Genomic DNA, 21,878 nt, shown 5'->3' with positions numbered 1-21,878 from the left:
TTATACGGATTGGTATTACACATAAGAGACCAGTAGACACTTAAGTGAAAGGTATGAATTGGCAGCGAGCAAGAACAGACGAAAAAAAGAATGAGAGAAAAGAAGCTATTTTTAAGGCTGCTTTCGCTCTTTTCAAAAAGCGCGGCTACGACAATGTGAGTTTCAATAGCATTGCTGCAGAGGCGGGATATTGTTCAGGAACAGCAATACTCTCTGGGATTTTTAGCCATTCAAACTTACCCTCGATTAAATATGAGCCCTTCGTTAATTCAATCGCAGGCCTACCATGATGATTGAACACGGGAAAATATTTGTTGTTAACGGTGACTAATAACGGCCAGTTGCTCTTACTCCCCGGCAAAGGGATAATGCTTTTCGATAAGACCTGCCATGATTGTTTAAATTTCGCCGAACTGTCTTTTACCTCTAACTCGAGCGTACTGGGCCATGCGCAAATATGATTTCGCGTCTCGGCATAGGAAGAATTGTTAATGAAGGGACAGGATAAGTTTTCGTTACCTTTTAATACCCATGACACCCAGGGAGTTAAAGACTCAGGTATGGCGTCTTTGGCAACGAGTGAAAACGAGAGCAAAAATAATAGGCAAGAAACAATGCCGAAGGTCATTTGAGTTTTTTTCACTTTTAACTCCGTGTGAATTTTTTCTTTTAGTTTGCCCTTAAGGTGTACGAAAAAGCAACTATTTTTACTTATTTAAAACTGTCATTTGTTAATATTTTTAGACGCTTAACTGTATTTTCACTGCCGGAAAAAAGTAAAGCGCACCTTAAAAAATCTTTAATGATAGAATATCAAATGTTCAACAGCCTAAAACCACCATGAAAGAAAGCAATAATTACATGTATGCAATAACTGACTTAAACCAGATCAATGAAGAGCTCAAACCGTTAAAAAAATTGGCGGACAAAGAATTAATTTCAATCGCTGGTTTATCGGGGATGATTTACACACCACATATCGATGCTTATCACGAAGTCTGCGTGAAAAAAGCCGTGATACTACGTTCTTTAAAAAAGAATAATGTTATTGCCTGCTCTGAGATAGAAACCATTAGTGCCCAGCTAGAGGTATTACACAAAAAAATTAAAAATGGTGAAACGGTTGAGTATGAAAAATGCAAATACCAACGTCGCTTTACTCCGCTAAAATTAAGTAAGTCGGGAAAAATCGTCCAAAAATGGGCAAAATTCTGGCTCAAACTCGACGCTGATGACAACGTAAACCAAGCGTGGCAAATGCAGGTAAAAGAGATATGGCCCGAATATTTTCTCATTCGAGCAATTGATATATAACCGTGATTGGCGTTAATTAAGCCGACGGAAAGCGAAGAATATCTAACGTTAAAGTTTATTGCTTACAGGGGCTGTATTTTTTATTATTAGTCTTATTTATTTTATTTGACTCGAAATATTATTATGAAAAATCAAATAGATAACAGGCTGATAGATTATCTTGATAAGAACTCTCTCAAAGTGCCATATTTGCGATTTAAATCAATTAAGCAACGACTATAATCAGTTATCATAGCCGCAAGTTTCCTATGAGATTAAATCATGTCAAAGAGTAACACCCTTAAAAATAGAATGTTAAGTGGCTTTCTTATAATATTGGCATCGAGTGTTATTTTCACCATTGCCCAAGTCATTGAACAATTTTTAGGTAGCTACGATCTTTCTTCCATGTATGTTTCATTTTGTGCTGGTTTTATTTTATTTACGCCACTGGTGAGTTTAACCTTACATCCCCTGTTATTAGCAAGCACGGACAGTAGTAATAAGATCAAGGTGAAAGGCTTGATTGCCAACATCTCTCTGGTGACGGTAGTGCAAGGGCTGTTCTTTTTGATCTGGATGACAGATGCCATTGCTATTTATAGCATTTACGTGGATTCAAACTCATTTTTAGCCAAAGCATTTAACATAAACAGCAAAAATCCAGGCAACTATAGCCAAGAGTTTTATTGGATAAATTTATTTTTGGCCTGGCTGTTTTCGTTATTATCACTGGCGGTTGGGTTATTACCTTGCTTGATTGCCCGTTTGAAAAATTTAGGCGTGGTAGGAAATTTTGTTTCGGCTTTTAAATTCGCGAAAAAGCAAAAATTAGCATTGGCACTTTATGCCTTTTGTCTGGCATTTTCGGCGGTTATCCCGTTAATGTACGCCAAATATTTATTTATTGTCTTGTTTCCATTGACCTTGTCGTGGGTTTTTATTGGTCTCTCAAAGCGTTATTTGCAATACCATAATTAATATCCCGTTATATTGCTAAACCACCTCAAACAAATACCCCCCCACTTTAACTGGCTAACAGTTTCAGTGGGTGATTAGTTAATTCTTAGTTAATTTCTCTTAACCTGTAAGTGAGCTAGAAGAGTTGGCGTTAACTCTTTAATTAGATTGATAACATTATCACTAGTTTGGTTTAATAACACCCAATCATCTGTGCCCATAATTTCAATTGAGCTAATATCAATTTTAGACGTTTCTAAATTTACGTTACTGCAAAAACCTGAAATTCGAAAAGTCCCTAAATCTGTATTAATGCGACTGATATTAAAATTATCCACAACAACCTCAGCTAAACATAACAGCTTAATTACGAGGTTTAATCCTACATTTTCATAGTAGAAATGAACCTGTTTTTCATTTAAGTTGCTAATCTAACGTGGAAAAAATGTTAAAGCAATGATCTATGATTGTATTTTAGAAATATAGATTCATTAATCATTCCGTATTGAAACATCAATTTATGATGACTCTTAATTGCCCACGAGGCATTGCCCTTGCTCGTTTAGCCAATAGACAGTATTTCCAACAACGGCAATTGAACCAGAGACGATGGCACTCAAGGGAAATACCACCGCGGCGCCAACAACTTGTCCTAAGAACTCTGCTTTGCACTCATCATTGCCTGAACAGTTTAACTGTTCAAATAATTCGACCTGTTCAACAGAAAGCTCTACTTTCTTTTTAACTATCTGACATTTATTATCATATTCTGTAGTTACAGTTGGCTTTACCACACATGAACATAGCAACAAGCAAAAGCTAGAGAGAAATAATATTTTATGTAAATGCATAACCATCCCTGAGTATTAAGTTAACGCCGTTTTAGGCAGTAAAAAATTGTCGGCGAAACTCGATGAGCAACGAACAAAAGCCAACTGTTTTTGTCCGACTTGAAACTCCTTATGTGTTTGATCTTAGGTTTGCTACCTCGTCTTCTGCGTTTAAATTACGAGCTGCAGCGGCAACCTCCTTGGTAACAATGGTTTTGCCCACAGGTGCAATGGAAATACCTGCAAGTTTTAAATGCTGTAATGAGAATGGAATACCAATAATAGTGATAAAACAAGCAATTGCTGAAAACACATGACCTATTGCCAACCAAAAGCCAGCAACAACAAACCAAATAATATTACCTAATAAACCCAAACCACCTGTACCAATATCTTCAGATTGAGTTAATTCATCCCGGGCAATAGCTTCTTTACCAAATGGCAAAAAAGAGAAACCTGCCATAACAAAGCACGATCTTCCCCAAGGGATACCAACAATACTGATAAAAGCTAAAAGCCCAAAAAAGCACCAAGCTAAACCCATAATGATTCCACCAAATAGAAACCAGATTAAATTACCAATTGTTCTCATTTTACTTCCTGTTATTTTATTGAATTACGATTGTTGAGACCACTTAAATTCATAGTGCACATGTCGCCTCAATAAGCTGAATAAATGCCCCGTGCTGTTATCAGTTTGAGTGCCTTATGTACGCAGTAAAGCGACCAATTTACGCCAAACACATGATAGTAATTACTCTTTCAAGACCATATCAATACACATGACTGCCGCCAAAATTAGCTTTCGAACATCATCATTTTCAGGTATGTCATCGGACAGCTCTAACATATAATTATCGGCACTTGTAAACATCTCTTTGCCTAAACCAGCCCATTTTTTTGATACATGAGCAAGCTCTACACCATTACTTTTAAAGTGAAAGTCCCAACCCGTCCAACTCCCTTCAAGCTGGCATATCATTTGATCATTTTTGCCAAGTACATCAAATTTGCCACCAATTGAAAAAAGTTTTTGTGCAAACCCGCCAAGAGTATTGTTGTTGTGATCACTCACGATAACTTTTGATAGAAAAATTGAAATACCGCGTTGGATGCGAACAATACGCTGGCCATCAAGAGTTCTTAGTTGAATATCGAATGGCGTCATTCGTTTATAATCAGTAAACCGTAACAATTTAGTGAAGAAGCCAAGAGTAGGCTCCCTACACTCCATGATAACTTCGCCCGTGGATGGGTCATAAATATCAAAGTTATTAGCAGCCTTAAACATACCGACATGTTCTTTAACCAAAAATAAATTGCTATTTATTACATCGGTCATATTTAGTTTTCTCCGGTGAAACAGCGTCTCATACTAGGTTATAGACATTGTAATTAAAGTAATCCCATCATCCTGCAGTTACTCATAAATCGGAACCTTTTATGGTAGATTTACGATGGACTTAATGTTCTCTCACAGTTAGGGCATACCAACGCCGCATTCAGCGGCTTACCCGCTGTAATGCCTTGTTCAGTGTTTCTATGTCCGGCATTTCAGTATGTTGAACTCCATCATCTCCTATAATATCCCAATGAGCTTTAGAGCCAACGAATATATGGGAAGTAACTATGCTGTCTAGTTCTCCCTCCAGAAGTCCTGCAGGAACCCAGTACTGTCGCTTATTATTCATCAAGTGTGGAACGGTACTCCCACAAACACGGCAAAAATCCGATCTATAGCCTGTTGACGTTTCAAACGAAAAGATGCTTTCTTTTCCCTTAAGCCACTGAAACTGAGTTTTATCTAAAAATGTTGCAGTGTCTGAGGCTGAGCCGGACAGCTTCCGACATAAAGAACAGTGACACTGATAAAAATTGGGTAGAGTTCCATTGATCTCAAACTCAATTTCTTCACATAAGCATTTTCCAATCATGGTATCTCTACTCAAAGGTATTTTAGCCTTCTCAATGTGATGAGGAGGTGTCCACTAAAGTCGGGGAACTACATTGTCCCACTGAATAACTTGATATTTCTAGTTCGCTAGCATTATTTAATAATTGAAACACCTGCAACTTCTAAAACTGTTTTTGCGTCTACTCGCTCGATAACCTTTAATATTGTGGTTTGAATAGTTTCATCTGTTCTAGCATCACCCTTGCTCGAAAACTTCTGCTCTTGAGCCGCAGCACCCTCTTCTGATATGTAGCCAACGACAACTTCGGTCGCACAATTAGCTACCTCACCAAAATAAGCCAGTGAAATTTGAGGGTAACCTTGAAACCCTTTTTTAACTCTTTTTGCTATACGCTTTGTTGATTTATCCAAATTCATAATTGGTATCCAGAAGAAATATAGACCGCATAAGGGGCTGATAATAGTTTGCTAAAATGTGAAGCGTAGCGGAACCGAGCAAACTGTTAGCAGTCCCGTGCTTAATGCGCTTGTTATGTGCCTTTGTACTACATTACGTGAATGTCATTAATGGTGGCGCTAAACTCATTGCCTTTAATAGGTGTAAATTCGAACTCAACAGTTAAGTCCGTTATTTCTTTTTCGCCCCAGCTCACGCCATAATTATTGGCAACAGTTACTAAGCTGTGTGCTAGCTCAAAGCTACTTTGAGATAGCGATGATAGCCATTTCTGACAATACGATTTTAGCTCTGATTCTGTATTCTGAAGTGACAGTTGAACCATGACCTTCCTTTGGCACATGACTTAATTAAGAGAAACAATCCTACATTTCAAAAGTAGAAATGAACCTGTTTTTCATTTAAGTTATTAATCTAACGTGGAAAAATCGTTAAAGCAATAATCAATATTTGATTTTTAGAAATAAAGATTATTTATTCATTTCAGTACTTGAAATATCGATTTTTTTAGCTCTTAACTAGAAAAAACATTAAAAAATTGAAGTCGATCTTGGCTAGTTTTCTAAGATTTTGACCTAAATACAAAAAGGCGGATCATTTCTGATCCGCCTTTCAATATTGAGTGGTTATGGCCAAGTTAGTTTTTTGCCATTCTACTTATTCATTAATCTTCGTAAGTAGATACCGCAGGACATGAACAAATTAGGTTACGGTCGCCGTATACGTCATCGATACGGTTCACAGTTGGCCAGAATTTGTTGGCAGCCGCTGCTGCTACCGGGAATACGGCTTCTTGTACCGAGTAGGCACGGTCCCAGCTGGCATCAGTGATATCGGCTAAAGTGTGTGGGGCGTTGTGAAGAGGGTTATCTTCTACGGTCCACTCGCCTTGTTCTACTTTGCGGATCTCAGCTCTGATACTGGTCATCGCTTCAACGAAACGATCAAGCTCTACTTTTGCTTCCGACTCGGTTGGCTCAATCATTAGTGTGCCAGCTACCGGGAATGACATCGTAGGTGCGTGGAAACCGTAATCCATTAAGCGCTTGGCTACGTCCATTTCGGTGATGCCAGAGGCTTCTTTCAGTGGGCGTAAATCAACGATACATTCGTGCGCTACACGGCCATTGTTTCCGGTATACAAAATTGGGAAGTGTTCGCTTAACTTGTGCGCTAAGTAGTTGGCGTTGGTGATGGCGTATTTGGTTGAGTCGGTTACACCTTTTTTGCCTAACATGGCAACGTACATGTAAGAGATACAAAGAATACCGGCACTGCCAAATGGGGCGGCAGATACAGCGCCGTTGCCTTTGGTGCTTTCGGCCACGTTGATTAACGCGTGATCCGGTAAGAATGGTGCCAAGTGGGCTTTAACGCCAATGGGTCCCATACCTGGGCCACCGCCACCGTGTGGAATGGCGAAAGTTTTGTGTAAGTTTAAGTGCGATACATCGGCACCAATGAAACCCGGTGAAGTAATACCAACCTGAGCGTTCATGTTGGCGCCATCAAGGTAAACCTGACCGCCATTGGTGTGAATGATGTCACAAATTTCAGCAATGGTTGTTTCATAAATACCGTGCGTTGATGGGTACGTGATCATGATACAAGCAAGGTTTTCAGAATGCTCTTCTGCTTTTGCTTTTAAGTCATCCATGTCAACGTTACCGTCTTTGTCACAGGCAGTAACAACGATTTTCATGCCAACCATTTGCGCAGAGGCAGGGTTAGTACCGTGTGCAGATGATGGGATTAAACAGATGTTACGATGGCTGTCACCGCGGCTTTCGTGGTATTTGTGAATGGCGATAAGACCGGCGTACTCACCTTGTGCACCCGAGTTTGGTTGCATTGAGATGTTGTCGTAGCCAGTGAGTTCCACTAACCAGTCGCCAAGCTCGTCAATCATCTGCTTGTAGCCTTGGGCTTGCTCCATTGGGGCAAACGGGTGCATGTTAGCAAATTCAGGCCATGATACCGGGATCATTTGCGCCGTGGCATTAAGCTTCATCGTACATGAGCCTAATGAGATCATTGAGTGATTCAATGCTAAATCTTTGTTTTCCAGTTTTTTGATGTAACGCAGCATTTCGGTTTCAGAGTGATGCGAGTTAAATACCGGGTGCGTCAAAATTGCCGATTCACGCACAAGTGATGCTGGAATTGATGAGTGACCACAATCGATGATCGCCGCATCTAATTTAGCAACGTCTAGGTCGTGACCTGCGCCTAATAGGATATCGAATAAGGCAGCGATATCTTCACGCGTGGTAGTTTCATCAACAGAAACACTGATTTGACCATCAACGTCGGTACGTAAGTTAACGTTAGCGGCTAAGGCACGGGCAACAATCTCATCTTTGTTGTCAGCATTAAACGTTAAGGTATCAAAATAGTTCGCATGAATTGCTACCAAGCCTTTTGATGCCGTACCGGCACACAAAATGTCAGCGAAACGGTGAATGCGGTTGGCAATCACTTTTAAGCCTTTCGGGCCGTGGTAAATCGCGTAAAACGCGGCCATATTGGCCAGTAATACTTGCGCGGTACAAATGTTTGAGTTGGCTTTTTCACGGCGAATGTGCTGCTCACGCGTTTGCATGGCCATACGTAGCGCGTCTTTGCCACGAGTGTCTTTAGAAACACCAATGATACGACCCGGTAATGAACGTTTGTATTTATCAGAGGTAGTGAAGAATGCGGCGTGTGGTCCGCCGTAGCCCATTGGCACACCAAAACGTTGGCTCGAACCAATTACGACATCAGCTCCTAGCTCGCCTGGTGCTTTCAGTAATACCAAGCTCATGATGTCAGCGGCTACCGCGACAATACCTTTTTTCGCATGTACTGCTTCAATCAGTGGCGTAATGTCGCTTACTTCACCGCTGGCCGTTGGGTATTGTAATAAGGCACCAAATACGTCGTGATTGACTACGTCTTCGGCAGCGCCCATGACAATGTCAAAACCAAACATATCGGCACGTTGTTTCACTACGTCAATAGTTTGTGGGAATACGCTGTCGGCGATGAAGAACAAGTTTGATTTTTTGTTTTTCGATACGCGTTTTGCTAACGCCATGGCTTCGGCGGCGGCAGTACCTTCATCAAGTAATGATGCCGATGCCAAGTCTAAGCCGGTTAAGTCTAAACACATTTGTTGATAGTTTAATAATGACTCTAAACGACCCTGGGCAATCTCTGGCTGGTACGGCGTGTACGCGGTATACCAACCTGGATTTTCCAACACGTTACGTAAAATCACGTTCGGCGTATGCGTTGGGTAATACCCTAAACCAATGTAAGAGGTGTTTACCTGGTTCAAGCTGGCAACCGCTTTTAAGTCGCTTAGGGCTTTCACTTCGGTTTTGCTTGCGCCAATGGCTGGTAAATTTGCTAAACGGATATTGGCAGGTACGATTTCATCGATTAATCCGTCAACAGAATCGGCGCCTATTTCCGCTAACATCGCTGCGGTTTGTGCGGCATCGGGGCCAATATGGCGGCGAATGAAATCTTCAGTTTGTTCTAACTGGCTCAGGGTTTGAGTAGACATGATCATCACTTATAACATCAAAAATATTTAATACATTAACAATGCCCTACTTAACGCTATATTCATGCTATGCGATTTAGCCAAGGTATTATTAAAACACCCCAAGCAATTGCTCGGGGCTTATAACTAATTGAATAACTTAATTATTCGTCATCAACAACGTTTTGGTAACCTTCCGCATCTAATAACGCGTCTAGTTCGCTAGCATCGTCTAATTTGACTTTGAACATCCAACCGTCGCCAAACGCGTCAGAGTTAACTAACTCTGGTGAATCTTCAAGGTCTTCGTTTACGGCAATGACTTCACCTGAAACTGGTGCGTAAATGTCAGAAGCGGCTTTAACAGATTCTGCTACCGCTACGTCGTCGCCAACGCTAATTTCGTCACCAACGTCTGGTAATTCAACAAATACCATGTCACCTAAAAGCTCTTGTGCGTGCTCAGAAATACCGATAGTAGCGGTACCGTCACCTTCGTTACGAACCCACTCGTGTGATGTAGCATATTTTAACTCAGAAGGAATGTTGCTCATTTTTATAGTTCCTAAAAATATTTAAATTTGTAAAATTGTAAATCTGTTATTAAATTTGATGATCTAGCCCTTAACAGCTTAGCCAAAAAATTTAAGAAATAAATAGTAAAGCCTTAATTAAAAGGCTTAATTAAAAGGCTTTTTTGCCGTTACGTACGAAACTTGGCTTGATAACTTTAACATCAACCTGTTTTTTACGCATTTCCACTTGTACGGTATCTTCTAATTTTACTGCGCGTGGTACACGCGCCATAGCAATTGAATAACCTAACGTTGGTGAGAACGTACCTGATGTGATCACGCCTTCACCGTGTTCAGTGATAACTTTTAAACCGGTACGTAACACGCCTTTGGCTTCCATCACCAAACCAACAAGTTTTGGTTGGCTACCTTCGGCACGTTGTGTTGCTAACACTTCTCGACCAATAAAGTCACGAGACTCATCATCCCAGGCAATAGTCCATGCCATGTTAGCAGCTAAAGGTGAAACCGTCTCATCCATATCTAACCCGTAAAGGTTCATCCCGGCTTCTAAACGTAGGGTATCACGAGCGCCTAAACCACATGGTGCAACACCAGCGTCTAGTAGTTGTTGCCATAAATCGGCGGCTTGCTCTTGTGGTAATGCGATTTCGTAACCAGATTCACCCGTGTAACCGGTAGTGGCAATGAATAAATCGCCGGCTTGCGCGCTGAAAAATGGCTTCATGCCATCAACGGCTGCAGTTTGCTCAGCGTTAAGGAGAGTGGCAACTTTCGCTTTGGCTTGTGGGCCTTGTACGGCGATCATCGCGTATTCTGGACGTTCGGTAATAGTAACGTCAAAGTCAGCGGCTTGGCTGTTGATCCAGGCTAAATCTTTTTCACGAGTTGCCGAGTTAACTACCAGGCGGTAATCCGTGCTAGTGAAGTAATACACGATCAAATCATCAATCACGCCACCTTGCTCATCACACATGCCGGTGTAAAGTGCTCTGCCAGCAACGTCAAGTTTAGCAACATCGTTAATCACCAAACGACGTAAAAACGCTTGCGCATCAGTTCCCTGTACATCAACAATGGTCATGTGCGATACATCAAACATACCAGCATTGGTACGAACAGCATGATGCTCTTCAATTTGTGAACCGTAGTTGATTGGCATATCCCAACCATAGAAATCGACCATCTTGGCGCCAGATTCTAAATGCTTTGCGTGTAGTACAGTTTTATTTGTCATATTGCTTTCACCATTGCTGTGCCGTAGTTCCAATCACTAGCCTATGTCTAACCCATTGGAATTTCAGGTCTTTATGATCTGATTAATGGTTTTGCTTAAACCTTAGCCAAATCGCTACGAAATTTTGCGAGATATTATACTCTGGCAATTTCATCGGATCAATTCAAAACGACTATATTTGAAACAAAAACCCGAATTTAAAAATTATTCCGAACTATATTTTAACAAATTAACTTTATCCGAATTAAATTTTAAATTTTGGTCTTGTTAAGCCAGTGGATCTTGCACTTTACACAGTTTTGGCAAGTCACTGCGACTACCCAATGCCTGTTTGATTAGCAGTTTCTTTAACGGCGCAACGTTATTCAATAACGACATACCGATGCCGCGAATAAATTTGGGTAAAGTTTGTTGCACACTAAAACCCTGCTTGATTGACTCCATTGCCATGATCATTTCGCTGGCATCACTTTTGCGCCAACGGCTAAAATGACCTAGTGCTTGCGCATCGTTTAATGCTTTGCCTTGTGCACAAATATCAGCAAGCGTTTGCGCCAATGCGGCGGCATCTACCAAACCAAGGTTTACCCCCTGGCCTGCTAACGGGTGAATGGTATGGGCAGCATCGCCAATCAGCACCACTCTCTCTTGTACAAAATCACGCACCAAACGCATGGTTAACGGGAAAGATACCCGTTCGCTTTGCAAGCTGATATTGCCCAGCTTGCCATCGCTGGCTGCCAAAATTTCTTTATTAAAATCGTCGGTGGATAACGCCTTAATACGCTCGGCCTGCTCAGGGGGCAGTGACCAGACAATAGAGCAGGTGTTTTGTTGATACAGTGGTAAAAATGCCAACGGTCCGCTGGGTAAGAACACTTGCCAGGCGGTATTTTGATGGCCTTGGCCGCATTCTACGGTGGCCACTACGGCATGGTGATCGTAATCGCGAAAGGTCATCGCCATGTCCAGCTGCTTGCGCACCCAAGAATTGGCACCATCGGCGCCAATGACTAATTTCGCCATGATTGGCGGTTGCTCGGCAAAACTTAAAAATACTTCGGCACCACCTACCGCCATGCTGGTGATATTTTCTTCAATAAAGCTAATGCCATTATCTTGCTCTGCTTTGTGCCATAGCGCATTACGGATAATATCGTTTTCGATAATGCTGCCTAAATTGTCGGCGCCAGCGCCTGTGGGGATATCACTTTGATCAAAATCTAAATGGCCATAGCCGTCTTTATCCCAAACATGCATATTGCTATAGGCTTGTGAGCGCACCGCGCAAATATCATCCCAAACGCAGAGGTTAGTAAACAGTTGCTTACTGGCATTGTTAATGGCACTCACTCTTAGGTGTGGTTCGTCATTGATGCTATGCAATGTTTGGCTATCAATCACCGCCACACTAAGGGACGTTTGCGAGCGAATGGCCAGTGCTGTAGTCAGCCCTACCATGCCTCCACCAACAATGACGATATCGATATTTTTCATAGTGTTGTTCTTTTCTTTAATTATTAAGTTGCAAGCTTTCAGTTGTAAGCTTAACGCTTTAAATTCTGAGCTTTCATTTATTTCACCTGCTCATAGCCAGTAAACTAGCTACGATGACCCATGGTTTTCTGCGCCAGTGCCGCTTTTAATGGCGATAAATAGTTTAATACTTTTAAGCCAACACCGCGGCCTACCACTAAGGGTAAATGATTGTTGGAAAACAAATGCACCAACGAGTCGGTTAAGGCGATCACTTGCTGATGATCTTTGCCGCGGCTATCCGCATATTGACGTAACAAGTGATGCTCACCCAGGTCCAATTTAACGCCGTTGCTTTTAGCATCAAACAGCGCACTCTCAAACATCTGCGCCAACACTTGTACGTCGCGCATGCCTAAATTAAAGCCCTGGCCGGCAATTGGATGCAACGTGTGCGAGGCATTGCCAATTAATGCCATACGATGATGAATTTGCTCTTCGGCTTTGATCAGTTTTAACGGGAAGCTAAAGCGTTTACCCACGGTGTCGATACTGCCCAGCCAATGGCCAAATTCTTGCGCTAATTGCTCGGCAAAATCGGCATCGTTAAGCGCTAAAATCTGTTCAACTTGCTCAGTAGTTACCGTCCACACCAAAGAACATCGGCCTTCGGTCATCGGCAACATGGCAATAGGGCCATACTCGGTAAAGCGCTCAAAGGCACGGCCATTATGGGCTTTTTCCGGGGTAACATTGGCGATGATCGCCACTTGCTGGTAATCGTCAGTGCTAGTGGTGATTTTCGCCTGAGCCCGACATACCGACTGGCCGCCATCACAACCGAGCAGCAAACTGCCCTGAAGTTGTTCATTTGATGCAAAACTCACAGTCACACGTTGTTGTTGCCAGAGAATATCGGTAATGGTTTGTGGGGCAAAAAACTGCACGTTACTGCATTGCTTTAACGGTTTCAGTAAGCTGTTGCCGATGGCCTGTAACTCGGCCACATAGCCTAACGCCGATACGTCATAATCATCGGCACTCATTCTCGCTTTACCGTAATGGCCGCGATCAGAGATATGAATGTCTTTTATTGCCATGGCATCAGCTTTTAGCGTTTGCCAGGCACCTAACTCATTTAAGTAAGTGGCACTGCCATGCGACAAGGCAATGACTCTGGCATCATAACTTTTCGGCAAGTCATCATTAATGGCAAAGGCCTCAACAACGGCAATCGCTAACGGCGTACCATCGCTGTGCGTGAGTTTCGACAAGGCAAGCGCCATGCTGGCGCCGGCCAGGCCAGCGCCTGATATGATCACGTCGAAATGTTCTATTTTCTTGCTCATATTTTTGTTTGCCACTGATTAACGTTGTTATGAAACTAGGAACTATCATTATTTTTAAGCACTGTATGTCAATAATAAAATGCATATATTGATGAAGCACAAGATAAGCAAAGACAGTACGCAATCCACGCTCTTCGTTTCTAGTTTCTCGTTTCTGTCTTCTACTTCGCCATCACCGCTTCTATGTCAGCGATGGTTTTTGGCGCGGTAGTGGTTAAGTTTTCATAACCGGTTTCGGTCACTAAAATATTATCTTCGATACGCACACCTAAGCCCTGCCATTTTTCATCAACATCGGCTTCGGCGTCTATGTATAAACCTGGCTCTATGGTCATCACCATGCCGGCTTTAAAGCTGCGCAGCTGATTTTTATTCTCATCCATTTGATAATCGCCAACATCGTGTACGTCTAGGCCTAACCAATGGCCTAAGCCGTGAATAAAGTATTTTTTACAGGCTTTATCGCTGATTAAGGTATCCAGTTCACCGGTTAACAAACCCAGTTCATACAAACCTTTGGTTAATACCTCGTTGGCTACTTTGTTGGCAATGGCAAAGTTGCTGCCGGGTTTAATGGTTTCAATGGCGGCAATTTGCGACTCTAACACTAAGTTATACAATGCCGCTTGCGCTTCGTTAAATTTACCATCCACCGGGAACGTGCGAGTGATATCGGCGGCATAGCCAGATAATTCGGCACCGGCATCAATCAGCAATAAATCGCCATCCACCAAGACTTCATCGTTATCGGTGTAATGCAAAATAGTGGCATTTTCACCACCACCAACAATTGAACCATAAGCGGCAGCACGGGCGCCATTTGCGGCAAACTCATGCAATATTTCGGCTTCTACCTGATATTCAAACTGGCCTTGTGCGGCAAACGCCATGGCGCGTTTATGGGCATTGCCAGAAATTACGTTGGCTTCGCGCATTACCGCAATTTCCGCATCCGATTTAATTAGGCGCATTTCATGAATGCTGTCACGAATATCAACAATGGTGTTTGGCGCCGACAGCCCTTGCTTGGCGCCGCCACGTAACACTTCTAAACAGGCAAACACTAAATTATCAAATTCGGCTTGTGCCCCCTGGGCAAACAATAGCGTTTGTTTGCCGTTGATGTACATTGGCAAAATTTGTTCTAGTTCGTCCAGGGTGTAGGCAAGGTCTACTTTAAATTGAATTTCCGCCTGCTCGGCCCCTACTCTGCGGCCATGCCATACTTCTTGTTCGGGATCTTTATCGCGGCAAAATAATACCGTTTCGGTTGCCGCTTCAGTCATGCTTAAGGCCGGATCATTTTTCACCAACACCAATAACGCATCAGGCTCATGAAAGCCGCTTAAGTAATAAAAGTCTTTGTCCTGGCAAAACAGATATTCGGTATCGCGAGAGCGAGTGACTTCTTTGGCGGCGGGTATTAGTGCCACTGAGTTATCTGGCATGGTGGCCAATAATGCGGCGCGACGAGCAACAAACTCGTGCATATCAATTCGGGTATGTATCATAGTTAACGTTTCAAGTAGTTAATTCAATAAGGCTAATGCCATAAAAAGTGCAGAAAGATTAGTGCAAAGTATTTGTCGGTTCGGTTAAATCGGGCTTAGCGCCCAATTCGGCAAAACATAACAATGCTGAAATGCGCACATATTCTAAAATTTCATAATAAGCCTGTTCGGTATCTTCGTCTTCGTCGAGTTCATTTGATAAGTTGGCAATGTCGGCAAAATCTTTAATGATCTCGTCAACTTCTTCAGAAAGTTTGGTGTTCTTTGTTTGTTGTAAGCCAAAGCCTAAGTTAAAGCCTTGTACCCATAACCCTAGCGCGTTACCGCGTTCAACAATTGCTTCATCGTCGTCGGGCACTAATAATTGAAAACTAAAATTATCATCGAGCACGGCTTGCCAGATCTCGCCATACATGGTTTTAATTAAATCTTTGAGTGGTTTACCTAAACCTTCACCATTATTAAAAAAATCATTAATGATGGGTAAATAGCCTGCGTCTTCAAACGGAAAGCCGGAGCTGATGATGCCGGTTAATAAGCCATGAATTTCAGAGGCGTGGCCCTGAAAATTTTCACCACCAAGTGCGGCTTGCACATTGGCAAAAGATAAAGAGTTTTGTGCTGACATATGTTTCGACTTTAATTACAGAAAATAATTATATAATCGTAACACTTGCAACCAATATGAACCAGTAAATAGCTCTATAGTAGGCCTAGTTTACGAATTTCTCAGCCTGGTAGCCTAATTTCAGCGGTAAGTAAATTACTTTTAGTAGAATTGCTATAAAATCAACCACTTTGATTTAATAACAAACACTTAGACGTTCTGTGACTAAATTATTACAACTTTATACACCCAAAGCTCTTTGAAAGTGTATAATGAAAGCGTTCTCTGGGGTGTTCGGTTATTAACTATGTCCCTGAGCCGATAAGTTTTACCTAAGGGGGTTTATCGGTTGCTATTGAGCAAGCCCGTGTAAATCGGGAAGCCTACGGCAGCTGTGCAATCTCCGCCTTGAACACACGGTTGTTCAAGGGCTGACGTTGGTAACGGCATCTTGGAGAGCTACACCTTTTCTTGTTTACTCCGCTCTAAAACACTTACACAAACCTGATCATCAAGCTTTAGGTTATTTCTGCATTCAACGATACTGGTTGCATTTGCTAAGTAGCAAGCGCAGAGCCGTTATCTCCAGCAGCGTAGATTTCGGCTGAACGAGCCGTATAATTTTCTAAATTTATGCTGGCGTTATAATCGCGACATTTCGAATTTCCACAAGCACATTGGTAGGTTCGCTGGGACAGTGCCAAATCACTGTTCTTAGAACCACAGTCTGAGCAAAGCTTACTCGATGGAAACCATCGATTTGCAATCGTCAGCGTTCGCTGAAACCATGCAGACTTATATTCTAGCTGTCGCCTGACTTCATAGCAGCCCACGTCAGCAATATGTCTGGCCAACTTGTTGATACCTAAATCTACACCGCAACGGGCTTGGCTTTCACTTGGAAGCATAGAGACTTCGACATCGATTGAGAAAGAAACGTACCATTTATCAGCACGTCGGCTGATGGTCATGGAGTCGATATACCCGCTCCACTTCAAGATGCAGGTTTCAGAGTTCTTGAGCGATGCCAATACAAGGCGCAGTTATGTAGAAATGGTTATTCCCTTTCAAATAGCTGCAACGACGTAGTGGTATTGCTCAAGTACTTCTTCGATGGGTTTAAAAGCAATTTATGCCGCGTTATTAAATTTAACAATGGAACAACCATTCTATAAATTTAATGCCTTGCCTAAATTGCTTTTAACTCCCACTGAAATCCCGCATCTTGAAGTGGAACGGGTATATGACCACCATATTTGATTGACTCGGCCATTTTTAGCCAGCCAAGATTTGGAATTTTTACCTGACGACCTTGAGTGTTAACCTGGTCGCCACCGACATAAAATGAGTCAGAGCATTTGCCTTTCTTTTTGAAACGAGGCTTACCCACAGCTCTGCCGTTTATCTTTTTCTTTTTGAAAAAATCATTCCATGCACGATTTAAGAAGATGAATGGTTGCGCTGAGGCATACTTGCTTACCTCATACATCCAAGGAAACTCTTGCCGCTTAATCGCATTAAGCGCTTTCTTGAGGGCTAAGCCAGAGGGCTTTTTCTCTCGTTTGCCCTCGACAAATTCCTGATATTGCTCGTGCCACTTGGCCAATCCCCAATTTTTGATGCGAACGAATTCAGTTTGCTATTACGATCCCAGCACCTCATAGTTTCGACTGAAACACCATAATGCTTTGCGGCCTCGCCTATACTCACTAAATCGAAGACTAAAGTTTTCATAATCACCACCTCATGATCAGGTTTAGGCAATTATTCGCTAACTAGCAAGAACCCCTCGGCACCTGTTCCCAACAGTGCTCTACCTCCAACATCCCGGCAATTGCTCCCTGCATAGCTCTAATATACAACGTCCATGTTGAAAATGTCGTCGTAATACATGACATCCATGTCGAAATATATTTTTTCAAATTGTTATCGTTTTAGTGCAAACCGCGCTGGGTTTGTAGATAAGTAGCAAAACTGCCTAGCCAATGGCTACCCATATAATGCATATCGTGTATTACCGAATTAATGCCGGCAGTTTTGTGGGCGTTCGCCGCCGCCATAATCGCGCCGTAGCGTTTATCGTCTTTGCCAATACCTGCGGCAATGCCCTCTAACATCCAGCTGCGCGACAAATTTAAGCCATCAAGGTGGGCAAGTTTGCCATCCGACTTATCCACTACGTTAGCCACGGTTAACCAACTGCCATCATTGTTGGTTGGAATGTCAGGTAAAAAATTGGATAACCATTGTCGATATTGCTTTTTGTCCATCACTCGGCGCATTAAATCGGCCTCGGCAATACAAGGCGATAAAAAGTCTTGCCCTGAGGGTTCATAGGCCAGAGGACAATTAACATCACTGCCATACAACCGCATGATGGTGCGGTTGAGTAGTTGCTGCATCGGTTGCTCGTTTGCCGTTTTGCTCCAATCTAGCATCAAACCAAAAGCGAAGGCGGTTTGGCTGTGCTCGCCTACCCGAATGGGAAACGCCAGTTTAGGTAACCAAGCGCTAATATTGGCAACAATTTTATCTTCCAGCGGTTTCAGCGTAGTTAACCAAATTTTCGCCTCATCCGATTGCCACTGGCGTAACTCGGTGATTAGCTGTAGAAACCAGGCTAAACCATAGGGCCGCTCAAAGCTGGTGCCGGTGCCAACGCGGTTAAAATAGGCCAACTCACCGTCAATATTGGCTTTGCTAAAACTTTGCTGCAAGCTGGCGATGATGCTTTGGTAATGCTTATTATCCGGATACTGGTGCGCAATGCGGGTTAATAACCAATGGCCATGTACCGAGGAATGCCAGTCAAAGCAGCCATAGAACGCCGGGTATAACTGTTTGGGTGTTTTTACCTGCTCGCGGTTTACCATCATGTGCTTAATAATATTGGGATATTCTTTATGCACACATGCAAGTGCCAATTCGGCAAACCGGTCGATTACCGCCAATTCACTTTCGGCAGTAGGGTTACTAACGTTCGTAGTATTAATGTCTTTGGCCAGAGCTTGCATGCTGATACAACAAAGCAAGGTTATTACGCATTGATAAAGTTTCATCTAATCTCTCAATATAACTATAGTTCTTTTAATTTTTGCAAAGTTAACACATTATAGCGAATACAGACTGAAAAACGGGTAAATGTCTAATGGACCAACGTAACACCCTGAGAAAAATTATTCGCAACCGCCGCCAGCAGTTATCGGTGCACGAGCAGCACATTGCCGCAACTCACATTAAAGACCGATTAGTCCGTCATCACAAAGTGCAAAGCGCCAACACTATCGCCCTGTATTTAGCCAACGACGGCGAACTTGATCTCAATGAGTTTATTGCCTGGTGTTTTAGTAATAACAAACAGGTCTATTTACCGGTATTGCATCCATTTTGTCAGGGCCACTTACTGTTTCTGCACTATAGTGAGCACAGCGAACTGGTGAACAATAAGTACCAGATCCCCGAGCCCAAACTCGATGTCACCAAAGTGCTGCCACTAAGCCAGTTAGATGTTTTGATTACGCCTTTGGTGGCGTTCGATAACGAAGGCAACCGCTTAGGCATGGGTGGTGGCTTTTATGACAGAACCTTGGCCCATTGGCAAAAAGTCTCAGAAGATGGTCTTGACCACGCAGCCAAACCCTACCCTATTGGCGTTGCCCATAAATGCCAGCAAGTGGAGAAAGTGCCGACCGAGCACTGGGATATTCCGATCCCAGAGATATTAACCCCGCATTAAGCAAAAAATTCGGCGCTAAAAAGGGCAAATAATCGTTTAACCTCGCCGGATACAAGGTTATAATCTGCGCAATTTAATCTCTCAGCAAATCACCTGAAGATGAGTTTTCAGGTGCTTTAGTGCAAAACAACCTCACGGAAAATACCATGACCCAAGATGAAATGAAAAAAGCAGCGGCAATAAAGGCGCTTGAATTTGTCGAGCAAGATAGCATAGTTGGTGTTGGCACCGGCTCTACGGTGAATCATTTTATCGACGCTTTAGCCACCATTAAACACACCATTGTTGGTGCGGTTTCCAGTTCAGAAGCATCGACTGAGCGCTTAAAAGGTTATGGCATTGAAGTTTTCGACTTAAACTCGGTAGACGATCTATCGGTTTATGTCGATGGTGCCGATGAAATTACCGAGCATATGCATATGATCAAAGGTGGCGGCGCCGCCCTAACTCGTGAAAAAATTGTGGCCGCGGTGGCCAAACAATTTGTCTGTATTTGTGATGAAACAAAACAAGTACCGGTGTTGGGTAATTTTCCCCTACCGGTTGAAGTCATTCCGATGGCGCGCAGCTATGTAGCACGTGAACTGGTTAAACTAGGTGGCGACCCGGTATATCGTGAAGGGGTGATCACCGATAACGGTAACGTGATTTTAGATGTGTACAACATGCAAATATTAAATCCGGTAGCAATGGAAACGAAAATCAATGCCATTGTCGGTGTCGTCACTAACGGTTTATTTGCCAATCGCGCTGCCGATATTTTAGTGTTGGGCACACCAAACGGCAGCAAAGTCGTTAAGTAATAGGCTTGGCTCTGTAAAAACATAAATTGAATCCCCTAATCTACATTTAAATGGGGATTCAAATTCAAATCAGCCACCGCGACATTCAAAATTAAATTTCAATCCCGCCGAATAATTCCGAATAAAAGTCAGGTTAACAGCAATAAGTCGACTATTATTAACCTAGCCACTGATGGCATCTATTTATCTTGTTTTTGTAATAGAAACCGGCAAAAATAGTTCTTTCGAGTTTTAACTCTATATGTTAGTTTATAGCTATCTAGCCATCCAAACAAAAAATTATTAAGTCCTGTTTACAGGAATAACGTAAATTTAACCACAAGCAGAGTTAAGTAGCCATGACACAAAAATCTCTACACAAAGACAAAATTAAAATCCTTTTACTTGAAGGCGTGCATCAATCGGCCCTGGAGATTTTAAAATCGAACGGTTATAGCAACATTGAATATCTGAAAAGCTCTTTGTCGGATGACGATCTGAAAAAGAAAATTGCCAACGTGCATTTTGTCGGTATTCGCTCGCGCAGCCAATTAACTGAAGATGTATTAGCTCATGCCAATAAACTGGCAGCTATCGGTTGTTTTTGTATTGGTACCAACCAGGTCGATATTGGCGCAGCGCAAATCCGCGGTATTCCGGTATTTAATGCCCCGTTCTCAAACACCCGCTCGGTGGCCGAGTTAGTGCTAGGTGAACTGTTATTATTATTGCGTGGCATTCCCGAAAAAAGTGCGAAGGCACATCGTGGCGTTTGGAACAAATCGGCCACCGGTTCGGTGGAAGCACGTGGTAAAATTTTGGGTATTATTGGTTATGGCCACATTGGTATGCAACTGGGCATCATGGCAGAACACGTTGGTATGCAAGTTAAGTTTTATGACATTGAAACCAAACTGCCATTAGGTAACGCCAGCCAGGTAAACAGCCTAACCGAGTTATTAAACATCTCTGATGTCGTGTCTTTGCACGTACCTGAAACCAGAGAAACGCAAAACATGATGGGCGTGGCCGAGTTTGAAGAAATTAAACAAGGTGCGATTTTCATCAACGCCTCGCGTGGTACCGTGGTAGATATTGATGCTTTAGCAGGCGCATTAGAAAGCAAACAAGTTGCCGGTGCTGCCATTGACGTATTCCCGGTAGAGCCAAAATCAAACGATGATGAATTTATTTCACCATTACGTGCGTTCGATAATGTCATTTTAACGCCACACATTGGTGGTAGCACCAAAGAAGCGCAAGAAAACATTGGTCGTGAAGTGGCGGGGAAAATTGTCAAATATTCTGATAATGGCTCAACGCTGTCTGCAGTGAACTTCCCGGAAGTATCACTACCAGAGCATACTGGCCGTAGCCGCTTATTCCATATTCACCACAACCAACCGGGTGTGTTAACTCACATTAACCAGGCGTTTGCCGCGCGTAATACCAACATTGCGGCGCAGTACCTGCAAACCGACGATAAAATTGGTTACGTGGTAATTGATGTGGATGCAGAACATGCAGAAGCTGCGTTAAAAGAGTTAAAAGCCATTGACGGTACCATCAGAGCGCGTTTAATTCACTAAAAGCAGCTTTTGTTGGCGATTGCTTGGCTAATGCCAACAATCGCCACTGGCTCAATTGAACAGTAAGC

The 21,878-nt window shown here is 42.6% G+C and carries 23 protein-coding genes and 1 other RNA gene; 7 read left to right on the top strand and 17 right to left on the bottom strand.

Annotation, left to right across the window (positions count from 1 at the left end):
* Nucleotides 1-53 precede the first annotated feature (53 nt).
* The 3 genes from ND16A_RS22055 (at nt 54) to ND16A_RS02930 (ending at nt 2,274) form a co-directional block, all read left to right on the top strand.
* Nucleotides 54-290 carry a TetR/AcrR family transcriptional regulator gene (locus ND16A_RS22055; RefSeq protein ID WP_033078907.1) on the top strand — a complete coding sequence of 79 codons (237 nt, stop codon included), beginning with the start codon at nt 54-56 and terminating at the stop codon, nt 288-290.
* A 550-nt stretch (nt 291-840) separates the two neighbouring features.
* Nucleotides 841-1,314: a hypothetical protein gene (locus ND16A_RS02925; RefSeq protein WP_033078906.1), complete on the top strand. Its 474-nt coding sequence runs from the start codon at nt 841-843 to the stop codon at nt 1,312-1,314.
* A gap of 261 nt (nt 1,315-1,575) precedes the next feature.
* Nucleotides 1,576-2,274, top strand: a complete 699-nt coding sequence (locus tag ND16A_RS02930; protein ID WP_152593923.1) for a hypothetical protein — start codon at nt 1,576-1,578, stop codon at nt 2,272-2,274.
* Between the two features lie 89 nt (nt 2,275-2,363).
* Here ND16A_RS02930 and ND16A_RS02935 read toward each other — a convergent pair whose 3' ends face one another.
* From ND16A_RS02935 to ND16A_RS03000, 14 genes are all read right to left on the bottom strand, one after another.
* The gene (locus ND16A_RS02935; RefSeq protein ID WP_033078904.1) at nt 2,364-2,591 is read right to left on the bottom strand and encodes a hypothetical protein; all 228 of its coding nucleotides are present in this window, start codon (nt 2,589-2,591) and stop codon (nt 2,364-2,366) included.
* 192 nt (nt 2,592-2,783) lie between these two features.
* Entirely contained in the window at nt 2,784-3,104 is a 321-nt protein-coding gene (locus ND16A_RS02940) for a hypothetical protein (protein WP_052073273.1), read from the bottom strand.
* Between the two features lie 109 nt (nt 3,105-3,213).
* Nucleotides 3,214-3,675 carry a YccF domain-containing protein gene (locus ND16A_RS02945; protein WP_033078903.1) on the bottom strand — a complete coding sequence of 154 codons (462 nt, stop codon included), beginning with the start codon at nt 3,673-3,675 and terminating at the stop codon, nt 3,214-3,216.
* Between the two features lie 162 nt (nt 3,676-3,837).
* Nucleotides 3,838-4,425: a phospholipid scramblase-related protein gene (locus ND16A_RS02950; RefSeq protein ID WP_033078902.1), complete on the bottom strand. Its 588-nt coding sequence runs from the start codon at nt 4,423-4,425 to the stop codon at nt 3,838-3,840.
* A 160-nt stretch (nt 4,426-4,585) separates the two neighbouring features.
* Nucleotides 4,586-5,017 carry a GFA family protein gene (locus ND16A_RS02955; protein ID WP_033078901.1) on the bottom strand — a complete coding sequence of 144 codons (432 nt, stop codon included), beginning with the start codon at nt 5,015-5,017 and terminating at the stop codon, nt 4,586-4,588.
* A 113-nt stretch (nt 5,018-5,130) separates the two neighbouring features.
* Nucleotides 5,131-5,415, bottom strand: coding sequence for a hypothetical protein (locus ND16A_RS02960; protein ID WP_033078900.1), 285 nt, complete (start codon nt 5,413-5,415; stop codon nt 5,131-5,133).
* 128 nt (nt 5,416-5,543) lie between these two features.
* The gene (locus tag ND16A_RS02965) at nt 5,544-5,780 is read right to left on the bottom strand and encodes a hypothetical protein (protein ID WP_033078899.1); all 237 of its coding nucleotides are present in this window, start codon (nt 5,778-5,780) and stop codon (nt 5,544-5,546) included.
* A gap of 339 nt (nt 5,781-6,119) precedes the next feature.
* Entirely contained in the window at nt 6,120-9,008 is a 2,889-nt protein-coding gene (gene gcvP / locus ND16A_RS02970; protein ID WP_443080386.1) for an aminomethyl-transferring glycine dehydrogenase, read from the bottom strand.
* A 143-nt stretch (nt 9,009-9,151) separates the two neighbouring features.
* Nucleotides 9,152-9,541 (bottom strand): glycine cleavage system protein GcvH, encoded by a 390-nt coding sequence (gene gcvH / locus ND16A_RS02975; protein WP_033078898.1) that lies wholly within the window; start codon nt 9,539-9,541, stop codon nt 9,152-9,154.
* Nucleotides 9,542-9,671: 130 nt separating this feature from the next.
* Nucleotides 9,672-10,760 carry a glycine cleavage system aminomethyltransferase GcvT gene (gcvT, locus tag ND16A_RS02980; RefSeq protein ID WP_033078897.1) on the bottom strand — a complete coding sequence of 363 codons (1,089 nt, stop codon included), beginning with the start codon at nt 10,758-10,760 and terminating at the stop codon, nt 9,672-9,674.
* Nucleotides 10,761-11,027: 267 nt separating this feature from the next.
* Entirely contained in the window at nt 11,028-12,257 is a 1,230-nt protein-coding gene (locus ND16A_RS02985) for an FAD-dependent monooxygenase (RefSeq protein WP_033078896.1), read from the bottom strand.
* 104 nt (nt 12,258-12,361) lie between these two features.
* On the bottom strand, nt 12,362-13,585 hold the full coding sequence (gene ubiH / locus ND16A_RS02990) for a 2-octaprenyl-6-methoxyphenyl hydroxylase (RefSeq protein WP_033078895.1): 1,224 nt from the start codon (nt 13,583-13,585) through the stop codon (nt 12,362-12,364).
* A 161-nt stretch (nt 13,586-13,746) separates the two neighbouring features.
* Entirely contained in the window at nt 13,747-15,096 is a 1,350-nt protein-coding gene (gene pepP / locus ND16A_RS02995) for a Xaa-Pro aminopeptidase (protein WP_081945668.1), read from the bottom strand.
* A gap of 58 nt (nt 15,097-15,154) precedes the next feature.
* Entirely contained in the window at nt 15,155-15,724 is a 570-nt protein-coding gene (locus ND16A_RS03000) for a UPF0149 family protein (protein WP_033078894.1), read from the bottom strand.
* 258 nt (nt 15,725-15,982) lie between these two features.
* Between ND16A_RS03000 and ssrS the strand changes: the two genes are divergently transcribed.
* A non-coding RNA gene (ssrS, locus tag ND16A_RS20790) (6S RNA) lies at nt 15,983-16,165 on the top strand.
* A 95-nt stretch (nt 16,166-16,260) separates the two neighbouring features.
* Here ssrS and ND16A_RS20405 read toward each other — a convergent pair.
* The 3 genes from ND16A_RS20405 to ND16A_RS03010 form a co-directional block, all read right to left on the bottom strand.
* Nucleotides 16,261-16,674 carry a zinc ribbon domain-containing protein gene (locus ND16A_RS20405; RefSeq protein WP_052073272.1) on the bottom strand — a complete coding sequence of 138 codons (414 nt, stop codon included), beginning with the start codon at nt 16,672-16,674 and terminating at the stop codon, nt 16,261-16,263.
* 218 nt (nt 16,675-16,892) lie between these two features.
* On the bottom strand, nt 16,893-17,309 hold the full coding sequence (locus ND16A_RS21415) for a hypothetical protein (protein ID WP_052073271.1): 417 nt from the start codon (nt 17,307-17,309) through the stop codon (nt 16,893-16,895).
* 328 nt (nt 17,310-17,637) lie between these two features.
* Entirely contained in the window at nt 17,638-18,717 is a 1,080-nt protein-coding gene (locus tag ND16A_RS03010; RefSeq protein WP_052073290.1) for a DUF2891 domain-containing protein, read from the bottom strand.
* Nucleotides 18,718-18,851: 134 nt separating this feature from the next.
* Between ND16A_RS03010 and ND16A_RS03015 the strand changes: the two genes are divergently transcribed.
* The 3 genes from ND16A_RS03015 (at nt 18,852) to serA (ending at nt 21,810) form a co-directional block, all read left to right on the top strand.
* Nucleotides 18,852-19,439: a 5-formyltetrahydrofolate cyclo-ligase gene (locus ND16A_RS03015; protein WP_033078892.1), complete on the top strand. Its 588-nt coding sequence runs from the start codon at nt 18,852-18,854 to the stop codon at nt 19,437-19,439.
* Between the two features lie 146 nt (nt 19,440-19,585).
* Nucleotides 19,586-20,242 carry a ribose-5-phosphate isomerase RpiA gene (gene rpiA / locus ND16A_RS03020; RefSeq protein ID WP_033078891.1) on the top strand — a complete coding sequence of 219 codons (657 nt, stop codon included), beginning with the start codon at nt 19,586-19,588 and terminating at the stop codon, nt 20,240-20,242.
* Between the two features lie 338 nt (nt 20,243-20,580).
* On the top strand, nt 20,581-21,810 hold the full coding sequence (serA, locus tag ND16A_RS03025; RefSeq protein WP_033078890.1) for a phosphoglycerate dehydrogenase: 1,230 nt from the start codon (nt 20,581-20,583) through the stop codon (nt 21,808-21,810).
* Nucleotides 21,811-21,878: the final 68 nt, after the last annotated feature.

The sequence above is a fragment of the Thalassotalea sp. ND16A genome, from assembly GCF_000764205.1.
GTDB lineage: Bacteria > Pseudomonadota > Gammaproteobacteria > Enterobacterales > Alteromonadaceae > Thalassotalea_A.
The sequence above is the reverse complement of the archived record's forward strand: the minus strand, read 5'-3'. Positions and strand labels throughout refer to the sequence as shown.